This window comes from Ureibacillus yapensis (assembly GCF_003515775.1).
Classification (GTDB): domain Bacteria; phylum Bacillota; class Bacilli; order Bacillales_A; family Planococcaceae; genus Ureibacillus; species Ureibacillus yapensis.
The window spans coordinates 52,728-75,344 of sequence record NZ_QWEI01000011.1 but is presented as its reverse complement, the minus strand read 5'-3'; the positions used below and the strand labels follow the sequence as shown (position 1 = coordinate 75,344).

The following is a 22,617-nucleotide window of genomic DNA, read 5'->3' as shown; positions in this document are numbered from 1 at the left end:
GTGCTGTTTAGACGATTTTGTTTGTGGAGGGAACATACAGTTTTCCTTGCCAGCTGCCGCGGCGTTCAAGTTCAGCATCAATGCCGTTCAGTACTTCCCATTTGTTGACGCTCCACATAGGGCCGATCATTAGATCAATCGGACCGTCTCCCGTGATGCGATGCACAATCATTTCTGGCGGGATGATTTCCAGTTGGTCTGCAACAAGCTGGATATATTGGTCTTTTTCGAGAAATTCGAGCATGCCTTTTTCGTATTGTTTTACCAATGGCGTTCCTTTTAACAAATGCAGCAAGTGGATTTTGATTCCCTGAACATCCAGTTTTGCTACTTCTCTTGCTGTTTCCATCATCATATCGTAGTTTTCCAATGGCAGCCCGTTGATAATGTGGGTAACAATACGAATATTATGTTTGCGAAGCTTTTCAACGCCTTCCACGTAGGTTGCATAATCATGCGCGCGGTTAATTAGATTCGCGGTTTTTTCGTGGACCGTTTGCAAGCCCAGTTCGACCCAAAGGTACGTTCTTTCATTCAATTCCGCTAAATATTCCACAACATCATCCGGCAAGCAGTCTGGACGCGTAGCGATGCTCAGCCCCATAACTCCCTCGCATGCAAGTGCTGCTTCAAATTTTTCCTTTAAAACATGCAATGGTGCATGAGTGTTTGTATAAGCTTGGAAATAGGCCATGGTTAAGCCATCTTTCCATTTATGCTGCATTTTTTCTTTGATTTTTTCGAATTGCACCGGGATAGGATCGACGCGATTTCCCGCGAAGTCGCCGCTCCCTGCAGCGCTGCAGAATGTACAACCTCCAAAAGCGACGGTGCCATCCCGGTTGGGACAATCGAAACCTGCATCCAATGCGACTTTGTAAACCTTTTTGCCAAATTCATCGCGCAAATAGCGATTCCATGTATAGTAACGTTTCCCGTCAGAAGGAAAGGGAAATTGTTGATCATTCATTTTTGTTCACTCCTCAATGTTTCATTTTATCATGAGAATTGCCATTGTACCAACCACTTTGATGATTCAAAACCACCCTGACAATTTCGATTATTCTGAGTAGTTCCTGTGCATAAGGTCGGAATTGTTTTTGTTGAAAATTATTGAAGAACGGACTAATATTATCTATCTGTCAATAGTATTGGAACAGGTTAGTTTTTTATTGGAGGAATTATTTATGCCTAAAAGTGTATGGCTGCTAGTAATCGGTGCTTTTATCAACATTACTGGAAGCTCGTTTATCTGGCCGCTCAATACCATTTACATGCATGATCATTTAGGGCAATCCTTATCGGTAGCGGGATTTGTGTTAATGTTGAATGCCGGAGCTACTGTACTGGGAAACTTGGCAGGTGGCTATTTATTCGATAAAATGGGTGGATATCGATCCATCATGTTGGGCATTTTTATTACCGTAGTCGCGCTGATTGGCATAACCATTTGGCACGGCTGGCCGCATTATGTTTATTTTTTGGTTTTGATGGGGTTCGGCAGCGGGATAGTAATTCCTGTAATGTTTGCTCTAGTAGGGGCTGTTTGGCCTGAAGGCGGGAGAAAAGGATTCAACGCCATTTATCTTGCACAAAATTTAGGCGTAGCGGTTGGTCCTGCTCTCGGGGGGCTAATCGCTGATTTTGGTTTTGATTATTTATTTATATCCAATCTTGGATTGTATGTGGTGTTTCTATTGATTGCTGCATTCACTTACCGCAACATGGCACCTAAAATTGAAAAAATCAAGAAAGAAGAAAAGAGCAACAATGGTGCATCAAGAGTTCAACTATATGCCTTGCTTATTTTGTGCAGTGCATTTTTATTAACATGGATTGGCTATTCGCAATGGCCGTCAACACTGTCGACCTATATGCAACAGCTCGGAATAAGTTTGAAACAATATAGCTTGCTATGGACGATCAACGGCGTGTTGATCATTACACTGCAGCCATTGATCAATCCGCTTGTAAGGAAGTTCGAAAAGCAAATCAAAGGCCAATTGGTTGTTGGCATGATTATTATGATGCTTTCGTATACCGTTATTTTATTTGCAGGCGACTTTAAAATGTTTGCTATTTCGATGATGATTTTAACAGTTGGAGAAATTCTCGTTTGGCCGGCAGTCCCGACAATTGCCAATAATTTAGCGCCAATAGGCAAGGGGGGCACTTACCAGGGAATCGTGAACGGCATCGGCTCTGTAGGCCGAATGATCGGTCCTTTATTTGGGGGCATTGTTGTCGATACTTATGGGATGAATATTCTGATTTACATTTTATCGGCCATGTTGGTTATTGCGATTCTTCCCTGTATTTTCTATGATCGCCCGCTTAAAAGCCGAGAACCTTTTTAAGTACTTGTATATTTCGAATATTTCCATTAAAATGAGGAAAATAGTGATAGTACGACAATGAAAAGGAATAGTAGATTTTGAAGCTTTAAAGAGAGCTAGCGGCTGGTGTGAGCTAGTGAGTAGAGGAATTGAACTCGCCTTGGAGTCTGTTTTAGTGAAGAAAGTAACTAAAACCGTGATCCGCGTTAAGGAACTAAGCTGAGTGAAGTGTCACTAATTTGGGTGGTACCGCGGGAGTTTACGAAATTCTCTCGTCCCTTTCATAGAAGGGGACGAGTTTTTTTATTTTTTAAATATTTTGTCAACTTCCCAAAAGTTAGCTGCTTTTGTAATCATTTAAAAAACTAATTCTATACATAAAGAACGTATTGGATTAAATTTACCATAATTAGGATAATCTACTCTTGATGAGCTTTTTTACTTAACACTTTATTCCTTCGTGTCGAAAAAACAGCGTGCCTATACTATTAAGGAGGACAAGAACACATGGCTTTTAATCATCAACAAATCGAAAAAAAATGGCAACAATATTGGCAAGACCATAAAACGTTTAAAACATTAAACGACCCTTCAAAACCTAAATTTTATGCTTTGGATATGTTCCCATATCCATCCGGTGCCGGGTTGCACGTAGGTCACCCTGAAGGTTATACAGCGACGGATATTTTGTCTCGTTTCAAACGTATGCAAGGATATGACGTGCTTCATCCGATGGGATGGGATGCTTTCGGACTTCCGGCTGAGCAATATGCGCTGGATACAGGAAACGATCCGGCTGAATTTACGGCAAAGAATATTTCGACATTTAAACGCCAGATTCAAGAATTGGGCTTCTCTTATGATTGGGATCGTGAAATCAACACAACGGATCCAGAATATTACAAATGGACACAATGGATTTTTACAAAGCTTGTAGAAATGGATTTAGCTTATGTTGATGAAATTCCGGTAAACTGGTGCCCTGCGCTGGGAACGGTTCTTGCCAATGAAGAAGTAATCGATGGCAAATCCGAACGTGGCGGACATCCTGTTGAGCGTCGACCAATGCGCCAATGGGTATTGCGCATTACAAAATATGCCGATCGCTTGCTGGATGATTTGGAAGACGTTGACTGGCCGGAATCCATTAAGGATATGCAGCGCAATTGGATCGGACGCTCGGAAGGTGCACAGGTGAAGTTTAACGTTGCAGGAACTGACCAAAACTTCGAGGTGTTTACAACTCGTCCAGATACTCTATTTGGCGCAACTTATTGCGTGTTGGCGCCTGAGCATGATTTAGTAGATGAAATCACAACGGCTGAACAACGTGAAGCGGTAGAGGCTTATATTGAAAAAGTGAAAATGAAATCGGATCTTGAGCGTACAGATCTAGCAAAAGAAAAAACAGGTGTATTCACGGGTGCCTTTGCTGTCAATCCGATTAACGGCAAAGAAGTGCCAATCTGGATTGCAGACTATGTATTGGCTTCATACGGAACCGGTGCGATCATGGCCGTACCTGCTCATGATGAACGCGACTATGAATTTGCCAAAGAATTCGGTTTGGAAATTATTGCGGTCCTTGAGGGCGGAGACATTGAAAAAGAAGCGTTCACAGGTGACGGAGCCCATATCAACTCCGATTTCCTAAATGGCTTGAATAAAACCGAGGCGATTACGAAAGCGATCGAATGGCTTGAAACAAATGGTGTGGGCGAGAAGAAAATTTCCTACCGTTTACGTGACTGGCTATTCTCCCGCCAGCGTTATTGGGGAGAGCCAATCCCGGTGATTCATTGGGAAGATGGCACAATGACAACAATTCCGGAAAGTGAATTGCCATTGGAATTGCCAAAAACGTCCAATATCCGTCCTTCGGGTACTGGAGAATCACCATTGGCCAATATTGAAGAATGGGTTAATGTAGTGGATCCGGAAACTGGCAAAAAAGGCCGCCGCGAAACAAATACAATGCCTCAATGGGCAGGATCAAGCTGGTACTTCCTTCGTTACATCGATCCGAAAAATAGCGAAGCGATTGCCGACCCTGAGTTATTAAAACGCTGGTTGCCGGTGGACATTTATATCGGTGGAGCAGAGCATGCCGTACTGCACTTGCTTTACGCTCGTTTCTGGCATAAAGTGCTTTATGATTTAGGCGTTGTGCCAACAAAAGAGCCTTTCCAAAAATTATTCAACCAAGGAATGATATTGGGAGAGGGCAATGAAAAAATGTCCAAATCGAAAGGAAACGTGGTAAATCCCGACGATATCGTAAGCAGCCATGGTGCCGATACGCTTCGTTTATACGAAATGTTTATGGGACCTCTGGATGCTTCCGTCGCATGGTCAACAAATGGCCTTGATGGTGCCCGTCGTTTCCTGGATCGTATTTGGCGCCTGTATGCAACAGAGGAAGGCACGTTATCCGGCAAAATTCAAAACAGCCAGGATACAACGCTTGAGAAATCGTACCACCAAACAGTGAAAAAAGTAACGGATAACTACGAGCATTTACGTTTCAACACAGCGATCTCACAAATGATGGTATTTATCAATGATTGCTATAAAGCAGACGTTGTGCCAATGGAATATGCAGAAGGCTTTGTAAAACTGCTGGCTCCGATTGCACCACATGTTTCCGAAGAACTTTGGGAACTTCTTGGACATTCCGGTACACTAACGTATGAAGAGTGGCCTGCTTTTGATGAAGCAAAATTAGTGGATGATGAAATTGAAGTTGTTGTACAAGTGAACGGCAAATTGCGTTCCAAAGTAAAAATTGCAAAAGATGCAACAAAAGAACAACTTGAAGAGCTTGCAAAAGCAGATGAAAAAGTAAAAGAATTCACCGATGGAAAACAAATCGTGAAAGTCATTGCGGTTCCAGGGAAACTTGTAAATATTGTCGTAAAATAAAAATTCAACTGCCCAGAATGTATGAAAAATCATTTATTGGGGCAGTTTTTTTATTTTCGCGGCAAAGGTCAAAGAAATTCCTCATTTTCCTTAAAAAATAAGGAAAATGGAAAATAAGAATTTTTAGGAGACAATTAATGTTATATAATTGTTTTAGATTTTATTTTAATTGAAGATTCTCTATAGGACAGCGAAAATTCAGCCATCGAAAACACAAAATTCTTATTAGCAGCAAAGTTGGAGGATTAAATAACAGAAAAGTCGATAATTTCAAAAACATAGTTGACCAATAAGAATTGTTGTGTTTATATTAATGTATTATGGATATGCTCGGGGGGTTTGTAGTGGGGAAAGTATATATAGTTGGAGCAGGACCCGGAAGTGTCGATTTAATAACCGTCAAGGGCCTGAAATGTATTCAGCAAGCGGATGTAATATTATACGATCGTTTGGTGAACAAGGAATTATTGGAATATGCAAAGCCGAATGCAGAGCTTATTTTTGTAGGGAAATTGCCGAAATTGCATGGCGTCATCCAGGAACGCATTCATTCATTGCTCGTCCATCATGCAAGCAAAGGGAAAGTGGTAACGCGTCTTAAAGGTGGAGATCCCTTCGTTTTTGGCCGTGGTGCCGAAGAAGCTGAAGTGCTGGTTGAAGCAGGGATTCCTTTTGAAGTGGTTCCAGGAATCACCTCGGGAATCGCAGCTCCTGCCTATGCTGGGATACCAGTTACGCATCGTGATTTAGGATCAAGTTTTGCGATTGTCACTGGCCATATGCGGGAAGGGAAAGAGGACTCCATCAATTGGAAAGGGTTGGCGGAATCGGTTGATACTCTCGCAATCTATATGGGTGTTGGCAATCTGCCTTATATTACTGACCAGTTAATGAAATATAAACGCAATCCTAAAACGCCCGTAGCCTTGATTCATTGGGGTACGACAGATCATCAACAAACCATTACAGGTACATTGGATACAATTGTAGAAATTGCAAAACAGCAAAAAATTCAAAATCCAAGCATGATTCTTGTTGGTGAAGTGGTAAAAATGAGAGAAAAAATTGCATGGTTCGAGGAGTCCCAAAAAAATTTGGAGAAAATGTCCGTTTAAATTCATTCAATGAATTTGTTTAATAAAGGAGGATAGCGAATGCAAGCGGTATTATATGTAGCACATGGCAGTCGTGTAAAGGCGGGTGTTGAAGAAGCGATTTCCTTTGTCGAGTCCGTAAAACCTCATATTGCTGTTGAAATTCAAGAAATTTGTTTCCTTGAACTGGCTCAGCCATCCATATTGGAAGGGGTTGCTGCATGCGTTTCAAAAGGTGCGACTAATATAGCTGTTATTCCTATTCTTTTATTAACGGCCAATCACGCAAAGCAAGATATTCCACTGGAGATTGACCAAGCGAAAGAACTTTATCCAAACGTTGCTTTTACATTCGGGAAACCATTTGGACTCCACGAAAAATTGATTAGCAGTTTACACGACAGAGTAGAACAAAAAAGTTCCATGCTGAATAAGGAAATGGATGTTTTGTTGATTGGAAGAGGCAGCAGTGATCCAGCGGTCCAAACCGATTTTCAGGAAATTGCAGATGCTTTAAAACAACAATATCAATTTGCAAATGTAGATATTTGTTTCTTATACGGTAATGGTCCCTCATTTGACAAAACCTTAAATCAATTGAGCGAACATCAAAGAAATCCGGTTTATATCGTTCCTTATCTATTGTTTACAGGGTTATTGAAGAATGGCATTAAGCAAAAGATAGCATTACAAGGATTTTCAGAGAAGGAAGCTGTTCTATGCGATTGCTTGGGATATGATCCAAACGTGCGTGATGTGTTAAGGGAACGAGTAGAAGAAACGTTATATTCGAATACAGGGAGTGTTTCGAATGGATAAAAAACAAGAAAACTTTGAGCAGGCAGTGGAAAAATTGAAAAAACTGATCAGCACGATGGATTATGGCTCAATCACTTTGATTGTGCAGGATAATGTGGTTGTACAAATCGAAAAAAATGAGAAAATTAGAATAAAATAATCTTCCGAAGAGGTGTGTAGTCAAGTGAAGTTAGAAGTTACAAATAGCCCTTTTAGTGAACAGCAAGTAAAACAATTAAACGAAGTTTTAGCAACATTAACATTCAATCAGAAAATCTGGTTAACAGGCTACTTAACTGCAAATGCTTCCGTGCAAACTGCGGCAGTGGAACCACCGAAAGAAAATGTGGCAGTTGCCGGCAATGTTCAAGCTTTGCAAGCTCCTGCTGCCAAAGCAAAAAATATTACCATTCTTTATGGCTCTCAAACTGGAAATGCGCAAGGTTTGGCCAAAAAGTATGGCGAACAGCTGGAAAAAGCCGGTTTTGAAGTAAATGTTTCATCCATGAGCGATTTCAAAACAAATAACCTGAAAAAACTGGACCACTTACTTGTCATTGCCAGTACCCATGGTGAAGGAGAACCGCCTGATAATGCAATTTCATTCCATGGCTTCCTTTATGGAAAACGGGCTCCAAAGTTAGATCACGTTAAATTTGCAGTTCTTTCTCTTGGCGATAGTTCTTATGAATTTTTCTGCAAAACAGGGAAGGATTTCGACGAACAATTAGAAAAACTAGGTGCGCAAAGATTGGTGGAACGAGTTGATTGCGATCTTGACTATGATGAGCCGGCTGCGAAATGGTTTGATGCTGTAAAGGAGAAGCTGCAGCAAGGTGAAGTTGTTCAGCAAAATGCTCAGGAAGCAGCACCAACCGTAGTAGAACCAGCTATAGAATATTCGCGCAAAAATCCATTTAGCGCTGAGGTGCTGGAAAAAATTAATCTCAATGGCGAAGGTTCCAACAAAGAAACCATTCATTTAGAGTTATCTCTTGAAGGGTCAGGAATTACATTTGAGCCGGGAGATAGTCTTGCCATTTATCCGTTAAACAATGAAAACCTAGTGAATTCATTGATTTCAGCGCTAGGATTTGAAGCGGGGAAAACAGTTACTGTTGAGAATGAAGAGTTAACATTAAAGGATGCATTAACTTATCTATTGGAGATTACACCACTAACGAAACCTGTTATGAAGAAAATTGGCGAATATACGCTAAACGAAGAATTCCATGCAATTCTTGCGGATAGAGAATTGTTTAAAACATATACGCATGGCCGCGATTTGCTTGATGTTGTCGAAAAATTTGCACCTTTCAGCTGGAATGAACAAAGCTTTGTGGATGCATTGAGAAAATTACCACCAAGACAGTATTCCATTGCAAGCAGCTTAAGTGCATATCCGGACGAAGTGCATCTAACAATTGCTGCGGTGCGGTACGAAGTTGACGGTCGAAATCGCCTGGGTGTTTGCTCGACGTATGTTGCCGACAACCTGGAAATTGGCGATAAAGTTCGTGTCTATGTGCAAAAAAGCCCTAACTTTAAATTGCCTGCCGATGAAGCGCCAATTATTATGGTCGGTCCCGGTACCGGTATCGCACCATTCCGTTCATTTATGCAAGAACGCGAAGAGCGTGGGGCACAAGGGAAGAGCTGGCTATTCTTTGGAGATCAGCATTTTGTCACGGACTTCCTTTATCAAACGGAGTGGCAGAGCTGGCTGAAATCAGGCGTGCTGACAAAGATGGATGTTGCCTTTTCTCGCGATCAAGAAGAAAAAGTGTATGTACAACATAAAATGCAAAAACATGCAGCCGAGCTTTACGAATGGCTAGAAAATGGGGCCTACTTCTATGTCTGTGGCGATAAAGATCGTATGGCGGCGGATGTTCAAAATACATTGCTGCAAATCATCGCGGAACAAGGAAGCAAAACAGAAGAAGAAGCAAAAGCGTATCTGGATGATTTACGCAAACAAAAACGCTATCAACGAGATGTATACTAAGGGGGAAGTACCATGGTTGAGAAAATTGTATTACCACCACAAGAAGGCAAGCCAAGTGATGTAGAGGAAATTAAGGCGGAGAGCAACTATTTGCGCGGTTCACTTGTTGAATCCATGCAAGAAGAGCTGAGCGCCGGCATTTCCGACTGGGATAACCGTTTAATGAAATTCCACGGAAGTTACTTGCAAGATGACCGCGACCAACGCCTGGAACGTGAACGCAAAAAATTGGAACCGGCTTATCAATTCATGGTTCGTGTCCGTATGCCAGGCGGCGTGTTGAATCCAACGCAATGGTTGAAGATGGACGAGTTGGCGGATAAGTATGGCAATCATTCATTTAAAATCACGACACGCCAAACGATTCAATTCCACGGCATTTTAAAATGGAACATGAAAAAACATATGCAAGAGCTGAACAGCGTATTGTTTGATACCATTGCAGCGTGCGGCGACGTAAACCGTAATGTAATGTGCAACGCCAACCCATACCAGTCACATTTGCACCAGGAAATTTTTGAATTGTCATCAAAAATCAGCGATCATTTGCTGCCGCGCACAAATGCGTATTATGAGATTTGGCTGGATAAAGAAAAAGTGGTAGATACACAAGAAGAGCAAGAACCGATTTATGGTTCTCTATATTTGCCGCGTAAATTCAAAATCGGGATTGCCATTCCGCCTGCAAACGATGTGGATGTTTTCTCGCAAGATATTGGCCTGATCGCCGTTGTCGAAAATGATGAACTTATCGGCTTTAACGTTGCAATTGGCGGCGGAATGGGAATGACGCATGGAGATACAGCAACATATCCACAACTTGGGCGTTTAATTGGCTATATTGCAAAAGATAAAATTGTAGATGTATGCGAAAAAATTATGACTGTACAACGTGATTACGGCAACCGTTCCGTTCGTAAATATGCCCGCTTTAAATACACAGTGGATCGTTTAGGCCTTGAAAATGTGAAAAGTGAAATTGAAAAACGACTAGGCTATACATTTGATGAAGTGAAACCTTTCCAATTTGAACATACAGGCGATCGTTACGGCTGGGTGAAAGGGGAAGATGGGAAATATCATTTCACTTTGTTCATCCAAAATGGACGTGTGAAAGATTTTGACAACTATCCGCTAAAAACCGCTCTACGTGAAATTGCGCAAATTCATAAGGGAGATTTCCGCTTTACGGGCAACCAAAATGTAGTGATTTCAAATGTTGGTGCTCGCGCTAAAAAAGCCATCAATGAAATCATTGAAAAGTATAAGTTGACGGAAAGCGACAATTACTCGGCATTAAGACGAAATTCGATTGCTTGTGTAGCATTGCCAACTTGTGGTTTAGCAATGGCAGAGTCTGAACGATACTTGCCATCCTTGATCGAAAAAATCGAAGGACTGCTTGATGACAATGGTTTGCGTGACCAAGATATAACAATCCGCATGTCCGGCTGTCCAAATGGTTGTTCACGTGCAGCGATGGGCGAGATTGGGTTTATCGGTAAAGCACCGGGCAAATATAATCTATATTTAGGTGCAAGCCACACAGGGTCTCGTTTAAATAAAATTTTCAAAGAGAATATTGGTGAAGCCGAAATATTGGCGACACTTTCACCGATTATTGGACATTATGCAAAAGAACGTCAAGATAACGAATATTTTGGAGATTTCGTGATTCGTGCGGGATATGTGGAAGCTGTAACAGATGGACGTCATTTCCATCCTGGAACATAGTTTTTAATTTCTAATAAAGGTTGCCGAGGCAACCTTTATTTTCATGAAAGGACGCTGTAAATGTATCCAGTAATGCTAGATTTAGTCGGAAAAAAGGTAGTGGTGGTTGGCGGCGGGCGAGTTGCTGCACACAAAGTGAATAAATTATTGGGGCAAAATGCCGAAATTGTCGTTGTTAGCCCAACTTTAACGGAAACATTACATACATATGAACAAAACGGAGACATTCATTGGATTCAACGGTCTTTTGAAAATGCGGATATTGACGATGCTTTTCTCGTCATCGCAGCGACGGATGATCGTCAAGTCAATGCGCAAGTAAAAGCAAGCTGCCAGCAACATCAGCTTGTAAATGTAGCTGATTCTCCAGAAGAGAGCAATTTTTATAACATGGCTGCTTTTGAACGGGGAAAATTGAAAATAGCCATTTCAACGGAAGGGGCGAGTCCGCTTTTAGCCAAGCAACTCAAGCGGGACTTGAATGAGTTCTTTGATGATAGTTATGGGGAGTACTTATCATTTTTATTTGCTGCCAGGGAGAAAATCAAGTTGGCGGTTCATGATGAACAACTGAAACTGTTTTTACTGAAAGAGATATTGGACGATCGTTTTCGAAAAAATGAAAGGGAACGAGAACTTTTTTTATTGCATATTCAGTAGGGAAATATTAAAAAACTGCAGAAAAAATATTCCTGCAGTTTTGTTTTTTATTGGAAATATAGGTTAGTTCTTAATCATATGATGTTCAAGGATAATTTGGGCAAGGGGAGCGTATTGCCCCTTGTTTGCTAATCAACCAAAGCTGCATTCATGCCGGCAATACGGCCTGTTACCAGTGCGCTGGTAATATTGTATCCGCCTGTATAGCCATGAATATCCAATATCTCTCCGCAGAAAAACAACCCTTTTTTCAATTTCGAAGCCATCGTTTTCGGTTCAATTTCTTTTACTGAAACGCCGCCTCCCGTAACGAAGGCTTTGTCCAACGGCAATGTGCCATGGACATCCATCGTAAAGGAAATTAGTTCATGGGCAAGCTGGCGAATTTTATCTTGCGGCATTTCTGAAGCAGTTTTGGATGGATCGATTCCCGCGCGTTCCATTAAGAATAACAGCCATCTTTCTTGCGCAACAGATTTCCATACATTTTTCACCGCTTTTTTTGGTTCTTCTTTTAATAATTGATTTAAGTGCTGGAAACAACTTTCCTCGTTGAATTCCGGTAATGTTTGAATGCGAAGCTGGACGGGTGCACCCCCATTTTTCTTGCACTCTTTTACGATAAATTGACTGCAGCGCAAAATCGCGGGACCACTTACGCCAAAGTGAGTAAACAGCATGTCCATTCTATGCGTGATAATGGCTTTTCCTTTTTTGTTTAACACCGATACGGCAGCATCACGCAATGCAAGTCCCTGCAATTCACGGGATTGGATAAAAGATTCTTTTGATAGGACAGGTACTTCCGTCGGGTAAAGTTCTGTTACCTTATGGCCAGCGCGCTCTGCCCAAGGGTAACCGTCGCCTGTCGAACCGGTTTGGGGCACTGCCTTCCCTCCCACGGCAACAACCACTGCTTTTGCCAGGATTTCCGAGCCATCACTTAAGCGGACGCCAAGTATTTTATCGTCGTCCATTAATAATTTGGCAACCGCCGTATTCAATCGAATCTCTACATGTAGGCGATTCAATTCATTTATGAGAGCGTCGACCACATCCTGGGCACGGTTGGAGACAGGGAACATACGGCCGTGGTCTTCTTCTTTTAGCTGTACTCCCAATCCTTCGAAAAATTCGATAATATTATGATTGTTGTAAACGGTAAAGGGACTATATAAAAAACGTCCATTCCCCGGTATATGCTTGATAATTTCGTCGACCGACAGACGATTAGTAACATTGCATCGGCCGCCACCCGAGATGGCCAATTTTTTTCCGAGTTTATTTCCTTTCTCGATTAATACTACTTTTTTCTTTTGTTCTCCCGCAGCGATTGCTGCCATCAATCCCGAGGGACCGCCGCCAATAACGATTACATCCAGCATTTTTCTTGTCTCTCTTTCTTTATTTCCACAGGTTCCTACATAAAGCGGTAGGAAAACTCGATCGGACTTTTTCCTTTATTATAGTACGTAAAATCATTCTGTAGAAATTTATTGTTTCAACTTTAAATTATACATTTTTTGTGAAGAAACTATTTGAGTTAATCGGCGTTCACATGTAAACTTACATGTAGATTGTTTTCGAAACAATATTTGTTAGAAATCGTCGACTATTTCAGTCGGCTTTTCTTTTTCTAGAGAAAAGTAGATTTTAACGTTTCGTTTTCGCCGACGCGGAGCTAAGCAGGGCGCTTCCGCTTTTCTAATACATATCAATTATTAACAATTTCATAAAGATTGGAATGTTTTTATGTCTTCATTAATGAAAGGAACTGCGATACTAACAATAGGCTTGTTTTTGTCGAAGGTTCTGGGGTTAATTTATCTTTTCCCCTTTTATTCAATTGTTGGCGGGGAAGAAAATCTGGGTTTATATCAATATGCATATATTCCTTACAATTTGATGCTATCCGTAGCGATTTCGGGATTGCCTCTTGGGGTTTCCAAGTTTGTTTCTAAATATAATGCCATGAATGATTATCAAGCAGGAAGAAAACTTTTTAAATCGGGAATGGCGGTAATGTTCATAACCGGGGTTGGGTCATTTCTTCTTTTAAATTTGCTGGCCAACCCAATTGCAAATGTTGTTATTGAAGATGATGAACAAATCTATACTGTGGAACAAATTACTTCGGTAATCCGCTGGGTCAGCTTTGCTTTGCTTGCAGTTCCGATGATGAGTTTGATCAGGGGATTTTTCCAAGGATATGGCCATTATATGCCGACTTCCGTTTCCCAGCTGGTAGAGCAAATCGTTCGTATTATTGTGTTGCTTGGCGGTTCATATATTGTAGTCGTTGTGCTGGGCGGTACACCGGAAACCGCGATTAAGTTTGCCGTTTTTGCAGCATTCGTTGGTGCCATTGGCGGATTGGCGGTTCTTTATTTCTATTGGAGAAAATTGAAGCCCGAAATGAATGTACTGCTTGAGAATAGTGTCTCTTCAGTAGAGCTTTCCTACAAGGACATCTATAAAGAGATTATTAAATATTCCATTCCCTTTGTTTTTGTCGGGATGGCATCTTCCTTGTTCCAACTGGTTGATATGCTTACGTTCAATAGTGCGATGAATTCCATCGGATTAGCGAGTGTAACAGATGAAATCTTAACCATGCTAAATTTAACAACGCAAAAGATTGTCATTATTCCAGTGATGCTCGCTACCGGATTTTCGATGGCGCTTGTACCCATCATTACAAAGCACTATACTTTGGGCGAATTCGATATTCTTAGAAGTTCTTTGGATAAGACATACCAAATCTTATTGTTCATCACCATTCCTGCAAGTATAGGGATTTCCATACTGGCGCCGGGAATTTATCATGTTTTATATGAGCAAAGCGAGATGGGGGGGCAAGTATTGGCCCACTACGCTCCGCTGGCGATTTTCTTTGCGATGTTTTCTGTTACGGCAGCCATACTGCAAGGAATCGATTTCCAAAAGTGGATTATATTCAGTTTGTTAACAGGGTTGCTTATTAAACTGATGCTGAATACACCACTCATCAAAATGATGGAAGTGGATGGAGCCATTTTGGCGACTGCGGTTGGCTATGGTGTGACAATTACCATTAATGTTGTGGTCATTCATAAAGCCTTGCATTATCGTTCTCAGCTGGTTTTAAGACGGATTATACTAATCTGCATCTTAACGCTTGTCATGTCCATAGCGGTACTATTGGTAGATCATCTGTTAAATGTGATAGCAGAGCCTGATGGGAAAGTGCTGGAAGCAGTTTACCTGCTCATTTCCGTTGGAGTTGGAGCAGCTGTTTATGGCTTCCTTTCATTCCGTTTAAAATTGGCGCAAAAGCTCTTTGGTGAACGAATTACAAAACTTGCAAACAAACTGGGTTTTAAATAGGAGTTGATGGAAGTGCGTTTGGATAAATTGTTGGCAAATATGGGCTACGGGACGAGAAAAGAAGTAAAACAACTGTTAAAACAAAAAGGTGTAACGGTTGATGGGGAAGTGGTAAAAGATGCCTCACTGCATGTGAATCCGGATCAGCAAGATATCAGCGTTTTTGGAGAGAGGGTTCACTATACTGAATTTATCTATCTTATGATGAACAAGCCGCCTGGCGTCATTTCTGCTACGGAAGATCATTATGATCAAACCGTCATTAATTTATTGGACCCGCTTGCCCAACATTTCAGCCCGTTTCCTGTAGGGCGGTTGGACAAAGATACAGAAGGGTTGCTTTTAATCACAAACGATGGCCAGTTGGCACATAACCTGCTATCGCCCAAAAAACATGTTCCCAAAACGTATTTTGCGCTAATTAAGGGAGTTGTAACCGAGTCGGATGCAGAAGCATTCCGTAGAGGTGTGGAGTTGGAGGATGGCTACCTCACGAAACCGGGAGAACTAGCTATTCTAAAATCAGGGGAAATTTCCGAAATCGAGTTAACCATCCAGGAAGGAAAATTTCATCAAGTAAAACGGATGTTCGAGTCGGTGGATAAAAAAGTAACCTATTTGAAACGGATCTCAATGGGAAGCTTGAAGCTTGATGAGCAGCTGGATTTAGGAGAATATCGTGAATTAACCGTTGAAGAAGTGAGCCAGTTAAAGAATCCATAAGAACAAAAAAGAATGACCCCGACGAAAGGTCATTCTTTTTTGTTGTAAGTAAGTATATTGTGTATAAAAGTTTTATATGAGCAACTTTCCCAGTTACCAAAAAGGAATCGTTGCTAAATCTCTAGGATGTTAATTTAACTTTTTTCTTCGTCGTTGTCCATTTGCCTCGACTTGGGCTCTCGACCAAATCGTTAAAGGCTAACACATTCAAATCTCTTTGAATGGTGCGAGGAGTGATATTGAACTCTTCGACTAAATCCTGTGTAGATACCGTTCCTCTATCAAGGATAAACATGTACACGTCTTTAATACGATTAAGCATTCTGTCAGTAGTTGGTTTCATAAACATGAACCACTCCTTCGATCTTAATTCTCATGGCAAAGACTAGCGGACGACATATATAGAGGCTACTCTCGGGCTTTTTAAATTTCTGCCGTAGACATCCCCTTTTTGAATATTATTTGTCAAGTAAATTACTATGACAACATCATTATATCAGTATTCTATTAGTTTTTCCATAATTCTCAGTTAATTAATACAATTTTTACATCCCGTTTATAATTTGATAATACGAATAATGAGACGGTATTATGACATGTAATGTTATTTTCTTCGGTTATCTACAGGTATTTGTTTTATACCCTGAAACTGCTGAATGTACCCCTTCGGTTTGTATTTTTCCTGAAAAAGAGTAAAATTGTCGTTACTAAGTAAAGGGGTGTTGAAAATGGATTGGATCAAATTGGCGGAATCCAGAAAAGAAGAGCTGATTTCGGAATTGCAGCAATTAATTCGAATAGAAAGTGTGCTGGATGAAGCGACTTCAACTAATGATGCACCTTTTGGCGAAGGTCCATTAAAAGCATTGGAATATATGCTGTCTTTGGGGGAACAACAAGGATTCGATTGCAAAAATATCGATTCATATGCCGGCCATATTGAAATGGGCGCAGGAGAAGAGTTATTGGGCATTCTTTGTCATGTGGATGTTGTACCGGCAGGAGACGCGTGGATGCATCCTCCTTTTGAAGGCGAAATAGTTGATGGGAAGTTATATGGCCGTGGCGCCATTGATGATAAAGGTCCGACAATGGCGGCCTGGCTTGCCATGAAAATGGTAAAAGATGCAGGAATTGAACTGAACAAGCGTGTGCGCATGATTATTGGAACGGATGAAGAGACGGGGTTTAGATGTGTCGAGCACTATTTTGAAAAAGAAGAAATGCCGACAATCGGGTTTGCACCGGATGCGGATTTTCCTCTTATTAATGCCGAAAAAGGGATTGCAATCCTGAATTTTACGCAAAAAGGCAATGTGGAAGAACATGAACAAATCCTGGCGTTTAAAGCTGGCCAACGTTCCAATATGGTACCCGACACTGCCGAGGCTATTGTTCAAAATGTACTGGCGACCATCGAACAAGATTATGAACAGTTTTTAAATCAAAATCGGATGGAAGGTACATTAACGAAGCAAGAAGACCGGTATATAATATCATTGAAAGGGAAGTCGGCCCATGCCATGGAACCGGAAAAAGGAATCAATGCCAGCGTGTGGTTGGCAACATTTTTACATGGCTATACAACAACAAAAGCGAGCAAAGAATTTACTGAATTTATGGTGCATGCATTCCATGGCGACCATTATGGACATTCTATTAAACTGGGGTTTGAAGATGAGATGTCCGGATCAACGACATTGAATCCGGGAGTTGTCTTATTTCACCATAAACAGGGCGGAAATATTGGAGTCAGCATGCGCTACTCGGTTAGCTATCCATTTGAAGAGAAAATGACGGAAGCTGCCCAAATTGCATCCTCCCGAGGATTTGCTTTGGATGTTTCCTCGAATTCAAGTCCGCACTATGTGCCGGCAGAAGATGAATTTGTGAAAACTTTGCTAAATGTCTATCGAAAATATTCCAATGACAATTCAAAACCTTTATCAACGGGTGGCGGTACCTATGCCCGCACGCTGAAAAAAGGGGTTGCTTTTGGCATGCTGTTCCCGGGCGAACCGGATGTTGCCCATCAAGCAGACGAATTTGTCATCGTCGATCATTTAGTGAAAGCCGCTGCCATTTATGCGGATGCCATTGTTGAACTGGCGGGCAAAAATTAATTATAAAAAGGAAGATAGAGATGAGCTTTACATTATGGAATGATAGAATTGTCGAGGATCATTTAGTGGTAATCAACAAAGAAGACAGAGGCTATCAATTTGGAGATGGCGTTTATGAAGTAATTAAAGTATATGACGGCGAGATGTTTACCGCAGAAGAGCACATCGACCGTTTTTATGTGAGTGCCGAAAAGATCAAGTTGACTGTGCCATATACAAAACATAAACTGCATCAATTATTGCATGAACTGGTTGAAGCAAATGAAATCAATACGGGAAATCTTTATTTTCAATTAACAAGAGGAGCGGCGTCACGTATTCACCAATTTCCAGGTGTTGATGTGCTGCCTGTGTTAACCGGCAATATCAAGGAAGCTCCTCGCCCTGCTCTCAATGTACAGAACGGCGTGAAAGCGATTTTCGCGGAAGACATTCGATGGCTCCGATGTGATATTAAATCATTGAATCTACTGGGTGCGGTGTTGGCAAAACAAGAAGCATTTGAAAGAGGATGCTATGAAGCGATTTTGCATCGGGGCGAAACGATTACGGAAGGGTCTTCCACCAATGTTTTTGGTATAAAAAATGGCGTTCTTTATACACATCCTGCCGATAACTTGATTTTAAGCGGCATTACGCGCGGCGTCATTTTAACCTGTGCTAACGAAATTAACCTGCCGGTGAAGGAACAAGCGTTTACGAAAGAGCAAGCTTTACAGATGGATGAACTGTTTGTTTCTTCTACCACTTCTGAAATAACACCAGTGATTCAAGTCGACGAACAGCCGATCAACGGCAGCAAAGTTGGTGAATGGACCCGTAAATTGCAGCAACAATTTGAAACGAAGCTTCCGAAAAGCCTTATTTAACTAAATATCCTTTATGAATAGTGGGTAGGAGTAACCTATCCACTATTTTTTTTGCAAATGGTCATGTAAAATTAGTAGTGATTCAAGAAATGTCCGATTGACCCAGCATTTGGGGTATGCCAATGATGCCATATAACAGATGTACGAAAGTCTTGAACATATGGGATTGAAAGATAGGAGTGTTTTGATTGGCTCAATTAGTGAAACTTCAAGATTATATTTCTAGATATCAAATTGATTTGACCAGATATCCAACCCAATTTGTTCGTTTAAAGAAAATTCAATGGGATCGAGTGAAGCAACAATGGGAGTCTGGAATAGAGATCCCAAAATGGGAGCATTTAGAAATACCAGATGAAAAGGATCGGAAAAAGCGGTTTTCATTGTTTGAACGATTAAAGTTTAAAAAAACGCCAAAAGAAATAGAAGATATAGAAGAAGTTGAGATATCCAACGAATTAATGAATGTTGGAGAAGTGATGGATGAAGGGGAAAATACACTACATTTTGAGCCGACTATTTTATACAATCCAAATACACTGGAAGAGCTGAAGAAAATGTTTTTGGATCAATTTTTCCAATTCCAAGTAAAATGGGCAAGCTCCACTACACGGGAGAAATCGTATGTAGACCCTCGATTTATGAGGGATACACTGCTTCGAACTTTTCTCCAAAAATTGCCGGATAGCTTTTTGTTATTTTACTATCCAATTGTTAAAGTGAAAAAAGCGCCGGTTGAATTGGATATTGTTCTGTTAACACCCCGCGAGTGCATATGCATTACGGTTGTGGAGCAGGAGGAACAAGCTGTATTTATCGGCAATAGCGATCGGTTTTGGGTTAAAAAAGTCGGGAAGTCTAGTGGCAAAATGCTGAACCCTTTCATTCAAATGAACAGGATGGAAGCGATTATCGCCAAATTATTTGCGGAGCATGAAGTGAAAATGCCGATTCGAAAAGTGCTTCTTTCACGAAATGGTTACTTTGATTATCCAGGATCAGTATTTAACGTTCAATTTGTGGATAAACGGGAATTTCCAAAGTGGATGGAGCAGCTAAGACAAATTCCGTCACCAATGAAGCATATGCAAATGCGTGCGGCCAAGGTGCTTTTGCAAGCCGTTCAAACAACTTCTTTTAATCGGGATATTTGGCATGTGGAAGAAACAGAACAGGAGTAAAAATGTGAGATTGCATTTTATAATCAATGAGCGAGCGGGAAACGGAAAGGGAGCACACGTATGGAGGAAAATTCAGAATGGGTTAAACTTACCTTATCACGCTCACCTCACGAAATATAAAAATCATGGAAGGGAAATCGCCAACCTCATCTCCAAAGAGGCGGAAAACGCCAATGAACGAACATTGATCATTGCCATTGGCGGCGATGGAACCATTCATGAAGTAGTCAATGGGATAGGGTTTGCCCGAAATGTCTTGGTAGGGGCAATAAAAGCCGGTTCCGGAAATGATTTTTCAAGAGGATTTATGAGTTTTCAATCCGTGCAGGAAATTGAGGAGTTCATCCGTAAACATAAGATAGATGCCCGATTTGTTGACTGCGGCAATATTCAGTGGGGAAACGAAAAGATTCGTTTTGTGAATAATTGCGGTATTGGATTTGATGCTTCTGTTGCGTATGCTGCAAATGGATCAAAAGTAAAACAAAAACTCAATAAAATTGGATTAGGCAAGCTAAGTTATGTCTACTATGTCCTGGAAAAATTATTAACATTCGAATGTTTCGAAGTAATGGTGGAGCATAATGGGCAACAAAAACGATATAACAATGTTTGGTTTATTACGGTTTCCAATCAGCCTTATTTTGGGGGCGGCATGAAAATCTCTCCCGATTCAAAGCCGGATGATGGATTACTTGAACTTTCCATCGTTTCAAATTTGTCCAGAAGCAAGCTGGCACTCATGTTTGCTACCGTTTTTTTCGGCAGGCATACAAAATTAAAAGAGTTCTCCCAATTGCAAAACGACCGATTTACCTTATACATAAATCAAAATTTGCCTTGTCATACAGATGGTGAAATTTTGGGCTACACAAAAAGGAATAGTAAAATAGAAATATCAGTGGAAACAAAAAGCGTGAAATTAATAAACAAAAAATAGCAATTTTATGTATGGGAAAGAATTTTAAGCTATAATAACAAAAAACAATTAAACAACCAGAAATGAGGATTATGCATTGAGATTACGCAACAAACCATGGGCAGAGGAATTTTTATCACAACATCCGGAAATCGTGATACAGAATCCAGAACAATATAAAGGAAATTGGCAGAAAGCATTCGGAAACGACCATCCGCTTCATATTGAAGTAGGAACAGGGAAAGGTCAGTTTATCACGGGGATGGCATTGCAAAACCCGGATATTAATTATATTGGGATTGAGTTGTATACAAGTGTGATTGTTAGTGCTCTTGAAAAAATAATCGATTCCAATACACCGCCCAATTTACGTTTGCTGAAAGTTAATGGAGCAGATCTGGAAAAGTACTTTCAAAAAAATGATGTGAGTCGGGTTTACTTAAACTTCTCGGATCCTTGGCCAAAAACGCGCCATGCAAAACGGCGCCTTACGCATGAAGGGTTTTTGAAGCTTTACGAATCAATTTTGATTGATAATGGCGAAATACATTTTAAAACGGACAACCGTGGACTATTCGAATATTCCTTAATCAGCATGTCGGAGTACGGAATGTTATTAAAGTATGTATCACTTGATTTACATGCCAACATGCCGGAAGACAATATCATGACGGAGTATGAAGAAAAGTTTTCGGCGAAAGGCCAGCCAATCTACAGATTGGAATCGCAGTTTATCAGTGGGAAGTAACGATTGAACCAGGGCGCTTGCGCTTTTATAAAAAAGGGGGAGAAATGGATGGATCAATACAAATTTCACAATATGACATTTACATGGTTGAATGGGGGCGTGACTTCATTGGATGGCGGCGCGATGTTTGGGGTTGTGCCAAAGCCTTTATGGTCACGGAAATATCCGGTAAATGAGAAAAATCAAATTGAATGTGCTTGTGAACCGATTCTCATTCAATTTGAGGGGAAAAATTATTTAATTGATAGTGGCGTGGGATTTAACAAACTGACGGAAAAGCAGCTGCGAAACTATGGGGTTACAGAAGAATCTACCATTCTGGATAGTTTGCAGTCACTAGGTTTAACGAGTGGCGATATTGATGTCATTTTGATGACCCACCTTCATTTTGACCATGCAGGAGGCCTTACTCGCTGGGAGGGAGAACAGCTCGTTTCCACGTTCCCGAATGCCAAAATTTATACAACCAAAGTTGAGTGGGATGAAATGCGAAATCCCAATATTCGTTCAAAAAATACGTATTGGAAAGAAAACTGGGAGCCGGTACAGAACCAAGTCGTCACTTTCGAAAAGTCAATCACGATAACGCCAGGAATCGAGATGATTCATACGGGCGGCCACAGTGACGGCCATGCGATTATTAAACTGACTCAACAAGATGAAACCATTCTCCATATTGCGGATCTTATGCCGACACATGCGCATCAGAATCCATTATGGGTATTGGCTTATGATGATTATCCGATGACGAGTATTTTTGCCAAAGAAAAAATCATGAATGAGGCTTTGGCAAACCAATACAAATTCATTTTCTACCATGATGCATATTACCGCATGATTCAGTGGAGCGAGGATGGAAAAGAAGTAACAGACTTTTTAAAGCGTGGTAAAGAAGCAAGTATACAATTCTAAGAATGAAAAGCGGAGAACGCCCGTTTAGCCCCGAAAAACGTTGGAGACTCTGACAAGAAGGCGCTTTTTGCCTTCGTCGGAAGAGTCGAAACGTTCGAGGGGCTGGCGTTCGCAGCTAGACACTGTCCAAAGATGCTTACCACTCTGTCCCAATAAAAATAAGCTGTTCGATTTTTAACAATCGAGCAGCTTTTCATCTATAAAGAAGGACAGTGTCCAGCTCC

The 22,617-nt window shown here is 41.0% G+C and carries 19 protein-coding genes and 1 other annotated feature; of the genes, 16 read left to right on the top strand and 3 right to left on the bottom strand.

Features of this window, described 5'->3' with window-relative positions; translation table 11 throughout:
- Positions 1–7 precede the first annotated feature (7 nt).
- Positions 8–970 carry a tRNA modification radical SAM protein MnmL/YtqA gene (mnmL, locus tag D1B33_RS16105; RefSeq protein WP_118877430.1) on the bottom strand — a complete coding sequence of 321 codons (963 nt, stop codon included), beginning with the start codon at positions 968–970 and terminating at the stop codon, positions 8–10.
- A 217-nt stretch (positions 971–1,187) separates the two neighbouring features.
- On the opposite strand from mnmL, the gene D1B33_RS16100 reads away from it, so the two are divergent.
- The 8 genes from D1B33_RS16100 to D1B33_RS16065 all read left to right on the top strand — a co-directional run bounded on the left by D1B33_RS16100 (position 1,188) and on the right by D1B33_RS16065 (position 11,552).
- The gene (locus D1B33_RS16100; RefSeq protein WP_118877429.1) at positions 1,188–2,357 is read left to right on the top strand and encodes an MDR family MFS transporter; all 1,170 of its coding nucleotides are present in this window, start codon (positions 1,188–1,190) and stop codon (positions 2,355–2,357) included.
- A gap of 48 nt (positions 2,358–2,405) precedes the next feature.
- Positions 2,406–2,619 (top strand) — a binding site (T-box leader).
- 224 nt (positions 2,620–2,843) lie between these two features.
- On the top strand, positions 2,844–5,258 hold the full coding sequence (gene leuS, locus D1B33_RS16095; RefSeq protein WP_118877428.1) for a leucine--tRNA ligase: 2,415 nt from the start codon (positions 2,844–2,846) through the stop codon (positions 5,256–5,258).
- A 344-nt stretch (positions 5,259–5,602) separates the two neighbouring features.
- Complete coding sequence (cobA, locus tag D1B33_RS16090; RefSeq protein WP_118877427.1) at positions 5,603–6,373, top strand: uroporphyrinogen-III C-methyltransferase; 771 nt, start codon at positions 5,603–5,605, stop codon at positions 6,371–6,373.
- 39 nt (positions 6,374–6,412) lie between these two features.
- Positions 6,413–7,171, top strand: a complete 759-nt coding sequence (locus D1B33_RS16085) for a sirohydrochlorin chelatase (protein WP_118877426.1) — start codon at positions 6,413–6,415, stop codon at positions 7,169–7,171.
- Positions 7,164–7,310: a YezD family protein gene (locus D1B33_RS16080; protein ID WP_118877425.1), complete on the top strand. Its 147-nt coding sequence runs from the start codon at positions 7,164–7,166 to the stop codon at positions 7,308–7,310. The genes D1B33_RS16085 and D1B33_RS16080 overlap by 8 nt, the downstream gene beginning before the upstream one ends.
- Positions 7,311–7,334: 24 nt before the next feature.
- Positions 7,335–9,158: an assimilatory sulfite reductase (NADPH) flavoprotein subunit gene (locus D1B33_RS16075; protein WP_118877424.1), complete on the top strand. Its 1,824-nt coding sequence runs from the start codon at positions 7,335–7,337 to the stop codon at positions 9,156–9,158.
- 12 nt (positions 9,159–9,170) lie between these two features.
- Positions 9,171–10,892 (top strand): assimilatory sulfite reductase (NADPH) hemoprotein subunit, encoded by a 1,722-nt coding sequence (gene cysI, locus D1B33_RS16070; protein WP_118877423.1) that lies wholly within the window; start codon positions 9,171–9,173, stop codon positions 10,890–10,892.
- Positions 10,893–10,952: 60 nt separating this feature from the next.
- Positions 10,953–11,552, top strand: a complete 600-nt coding sequence (locus D1B33_RS16065; protein WP_118877422.1) for an NAD(P)-binding protein — start codon at positions 10,953–10,955, stop codon at positions 11,550–11,552.
- Positions 11,553–11,680: 128 nt separating this feature from the next.
- On the opposite strand, the gene D1B33_RS16060 is transcribed toward D1B33_RS16065, so the two are convergent.
- Complete coding sequence (locus D1B33_RS16060; RefSeq protein WP_118877421.1) at positions 11,681–12,937, bottom strand: BaiN/RdsA family NAD(P)/FAD-dependent oxidoreductase; 1,257 nt, start codon at positions 12,935–12,937, stop codon at positions 11,681–11,683.
- A gap of 367 nt (positions 12,938–13,304) precedes the next feature.
- Between D1B33_RS16060 and D1B33_RS16055 the strand changes: the two genes are divergently transcribed.
- Positions 13,305–14,918 carry a putative polysaccharide biosynthesis protein gene (locus D1B33_RS16055; RefSeq protein ID WP_118877420.1) on the top strand — a complete coding sequence of 538 codons (1,614 nt, stop codon included), beginning with the start codon at positions 13,305–13,307 and terminating at the stop codon, positions 14,916–14,918.
- Between the two features lie 12 nt (positions 14,919–14,930).
- Positions 14,931–15,641, top strand: a complete 711-nt coding sequence (locus D1B33_RS16050) for a pseudouridine synthase (RefSeq protein WP_118877419.1) — start codon at positions 14,931–14,933, stop codon at positions 15,639–15,641.
- 121 nt (positions 15,642–15,762) lie between these two features.
- Here D1B33_RS16050 and D1B33_RS16045 read toward each other — a convergent pair whose 3' ends face one another.
- A complete protein-coding gene (locus D1B33_RS16045) occupies positions 15,763–15,984 on the bottom strand; it encodes a DeoR family transcriptional regulator (protein WP_118877453.1) in 222 nt (73 codons plus the stop codon).
- A gap of 385 nt (positions 15,985–16,369) precedes the next feature.
- On the opposite strand from D1B33_RS16045, the gene pepV reads away from it, so the two are divergent.
- From pepV to D1B33_RS16015, 6 genes are all read left to right on the top strand, one after another.
- Positions 16,370–17,764 carry a dipeptidase PepV gene (gene pepV, locus D1B33_RS16040; protein WP_118877418.1) on the top strand — a complete coding sequence of 465 codons (1,395 nt, stop codon included), beginning with the start codon at positions 16,370–16,372 and terminating at the stop codon, positions 17,762–17,764.
- A gap of 20 nt (positions 17,765–17,784) precedes the next feature.
- On the top strand, positions 17,785–18,633 hold the full coding sequence (dat, locus tag D1B33_RS16035; protein WP_118877417.1) for a D-amino-acid transaminase: 849 nt from the start codon (positions 17,785–17,787) through the stop codon (positions 18,631–18,633).
- 188 nt (positions 18,634–18,821) lie between these two features.
- On the top strand, positions 18,822–19,814 hold the full coding sequence (locus D1B33_RS16030; protein WP_118877416.1) for a nuclease-related domain-containing protein: 993 nt from the start codon (positions 18,822–18,824) through the stop codon (positions 19,812–19,814).
- 4 nt (positions 19,815–19,818) lie between these two features.
- Positions 19,819–20,754 (top strand): diacylglycerol/lipid kinase family protein, encoded by a 936-nt coding sequence (locus tag D1B33_RS16025; protein ID WP_158583006.1) that lies wholly within the window; start codon positions 19,819–19,821, stop codon positions 20,752–20,754.
- 76 nt (positions 20,755–20,830) lie between these two features.
- On the top strand, positions 20,831–21,481 hold the full coding sequence (trmB, locus tag D1B33_RS16020; RefSeq protein WP_118877414.1) for a tRNA (guanosine(46)-N7)-methyltransferase TrmB: 651 nt from the start codon (positions 20,831–20,833) through the stop codon (positions 21,479–21,481).
- A 48-nt stretch (positions 21,482–21,529) separates the two neighbouring features.
- Complete coding sequence (locus D1B33_RS16015; RefSeq protein WP_118877413.1) at positions 21,530–22,393, top strand: YtnP family quorum-quenching lactonase; 864 nt, start codon at positions 21,530–21,532, stop codon at positions 22,391–22,393.
- Positions 22,394–22,617: the final 224 nt, after the last annotated feature.

Bases quoted from the DNA above. Each gene is read 5' to 3' on its own strand.
- mnmL (WP_118877430.1), bottom strand. From the start codon at position 970: ATGAATGATCAACAATTTCCCTTTCCTTCTGACGGGAAACGTTACTAT.
- D1B33_RS16100 (WP_118877429.1), top strand. From the start codon at position 1,188: ATGCCTAAAAGTGTATGGCTGCTAGTAATCGGTGCTTTTATCAACATT.
- leuS (WP_118877428.1), top strand. From the start codon at position 2,844: ATGGCTTTTAATCATCAACAAATCGAAAAAAAATGGCAACAATATTGG.
- D1B33_RS16085 (WP_118877426.1), top strand. From the start codon at position 6,413: ATGCAAGCGGTATTATATGTAGCACATGGCAGTCGTGTAAAGGCGGGT.
- D1B33_RS16080 (WP_118877425.1), top strand. From the start codon at position 7,164: ATGGATAAAAAACAAGAAAACTTTGAGCAGGCAGTGGAAAAATTGAAA.
- cysI (WP_118877423.1), top strand. From the start codon at position 9,171: ATGGTTGAGAAAATTGTATTACCACCACAAGAAGGCAAGCCAAGTGAT.
- D1B33_RS16065 (WP_118877422.1), top strand. From the start codon at position 10,953: ATGTATCCAGTAATGCTAGATTTAGTCGGAAAAAAGGTAGTGGTGGTT.
- D1B33_RS16060 (WP_118877421.1), bottom strand. From the start codon at position 12,937: ATGCTGGATGTAATCGTTATTGGCGGCGGTCCCTCGGGATTGATGGCA.
- D1B33_RS16055 (WP_118877420.1), top strand. From the start codon at position 13,305: ATGTCTTCATTAATGAAAGGAACTGCGATACTAACAATAGGCTTGTTT.
- D1B33_RS16045 (WP_118877453.1), bottom strand. From the start codon at position 15,984: ATGAAACCAACTACTGACAGAATGCTTAATCGTATTAAAGACGTGTAC.
- pepV (WP_118877418.1), top strand. From the start codon at position 16,370: ATGGATTGGATCAAATTGGCGGAATCCAGAAAAGAAGAGCTGATTTCG.
- dat (WP_118877417.1), top strand. From the start codon at position 17,785: ATGAGCTTTACATTATGGAATGATAGAATTGTCGAGGATCATTTAGTG.
- D1B33_RS16015 (WP_118877413.1), top strand. From the start codon at position 21,530: ATGGATCAATACAAATTTCACAATATGACATTTACATGGTTGAATGGG.